The following is a 1,980-nucleotide window of genomic DNA, read 5'->3' as shown; positions in this document are numbered from 1 at the left end:
TTACTCTCTTGTATTCTTTTATTGATCTCTTCATGGAGTAAGTGCTTAGTGTATCTTCTTTTCTTGTAATTCACAATATACCTTAGGTTGAACTGAATCCAGTTATCTGTCATTGAAATAGCTAGGGTAGGATCTACCTGCGCGTCTTCTATATAGTATTTGTCTACCACTTTTTTCCAATCAGCAATAGAGGCATTCACATATTCAGAAAGCTGTTCTTGAGCTACTGATATTACAATGTTTTTAGCGAGTTCAATATCAGATCCATATCGTATTGGTATATTGAATTCATCCCAAACAAAAGGAAAGTCTTGTGAGTAATTGTAAACTGGTCCTTTGAAAACAAAGGCGTTACTCAACTTCACGATTCGGCCACTATAATTATCGCTAGATACCCATTGACCTATTTCCATCATGGTGGTGTATATGCTATCAATATCTATTACATCACCTTTTATTCCATTAATTTCAATTCTATCGCCTGGTTGGTAAACGCGTACAAAAAAGATGTAAAAGGAACCTGTAATACTTAAGATTAATTCCTGTAAGGTTATTGTTATTCCTGCCGTTAACAAACCAATGGCAAGTCCAAAGTCTTTGATACTACCTGTGAAATAAGTTACCGTGATAAGAACAGCAAAGAGATAACCAATGATTTCTATTCCTTTTTGTGACTTATACCTTAGTGTATTGTCCGGAAGTCGTTTCTTGATAACCCTCCTGACCCAAGAAATTATAGTAAAAATCAATGCGAGCCAAACCAAGTACTTTCCTATGCTAGTAAGAATAGGATATTCGGCAAACCATTTGTTTAATTCTTGTATCAATAGATTCGTTTTTAATTCTCAACAAGTTAAAGAAATTTCATCAATGATCTAATGAACGGTTCAACTAAAGTTAGGCTTCACTCATAAAACTTTTCAACGCCAATTCTAATTTAAAGTGGTCGTCCTCATGAATAAGACTTTTTCTAATTTTCACTTTTTTTCCATCTAACAAATGGATACAATACTTTCTTGACGTACTATCTAGTGCTTTGATACGCCGTCTTTCAATTCTTTGTTTACCCTTCCAAACACTATGGAAGATCTGGATCTGTGATTCGTTTATTTGGATATACTTGTGTTTTTTATAGAGGATGTATTCCAGTAGGCTTGTTAGTCCGATAAATAACCACAATAAATACAAACTCGAAAATTCTTTTTTTGTAATCCATGGAAAGGTAGCGAGTGTTAAAGCAACAAGGGCGAGCTGAAATGTTAAACTGAGGGTTTTGATTTGGAAGCTTTGGTTCATGCTGGCAAATTTAATCTGAAAAACTGATGATATCTCGTCAATAAGTGATTAATCTTTTATGTTGAATGGAATACAAAATACTAAAACCTAATACGTATGTCGTTTATAAGGGAAATCGAAGGTTTTAGAAAGTTCCATTAAAGTTTTATCATTGTTTTCAATTAGCAAAAGATGAGGAGATTTTTGAATTATAGTACAATCCATTTTCTGTTTAATTTCTTCGATATTCTTTAAATTCGGATTGTAGAGTAATAGGTTCTTTCGTACTTTATTTTTTTCATTATTAAAAATCCAGGTTCTGCGCTCGTAAACGTTCATAACGGTATTCATGGTGTTTTCTTGAAGCACGGGACAAGCGTAATTATAATGTCCAATTTCCGCAACACCATACCTCCAATCTGCAATAAAAACAACTAAATCAACATTATATGTTTTTGTAAGCTCTTTGAGTTCATCGCACTTTTGGGTTAATTCATCCAGGTTTTTAATGGCAATAGGACCAAAATTGGTGGTTTCAGTTTGTTTATCTATACAAGAAGAATAGGTCGAAATTTTTCTTATTCCTATAAAAAGAACGAGTACAATGATTGCCCAATTCCAAGTGGTTAAGTTTTTAAGTTGAGGGTTTATCCAATACAAGGCTAAACCAAGTAGTAAGGGCACGGCTAAAAACATTCGCACCGA

The 1,980-nt window shown here is 33.6% G+C and carries 3 protein-coding genes; all 3 read right to left on the bottom strand.

Annotated features, from left to right (window positions below; genetic code table 11):
* Positions 1-824: mechanosensitive ion channel family protein (locus R3333_RS14295; protein ID WP_318959443.1), on the bottom strand; the 824-nt coding region annotated here is incomplete at its 3' end.
* 73 nt (positions 825-897) lie between these two features.
* A complete protein-coding gene (locus R3333_RS14290; protein ID WP_318959442.1) occupies positions 898-1,296 on the bottom strand; it encodes a hypothetical protein in 399 nt (132 codons plus the stop codon).
* An 87-nt stretch (positions 1,297-1,383) separates the two neighbouring features.
* The coding region (locus R3333_RS14285) for a hypothetical protein (protein WP_318959441.1) at positions 1,384-1,980 on the bottom strand (597 nt) is incomplete at its 5' end.

Source organism: Lishizhenia sp. (assembly GCF_033720595.1).
Lineage (GTDB): Bacteria > Bacteroidota > Bacteroidia > Flavobacteriales_D > Crocinitomicaceae > Lishizhenia.
Note: the sequence above shows the minus strand (reverse complement) of the source record. Positions and strands in the feature narration are given on the sequence as shown.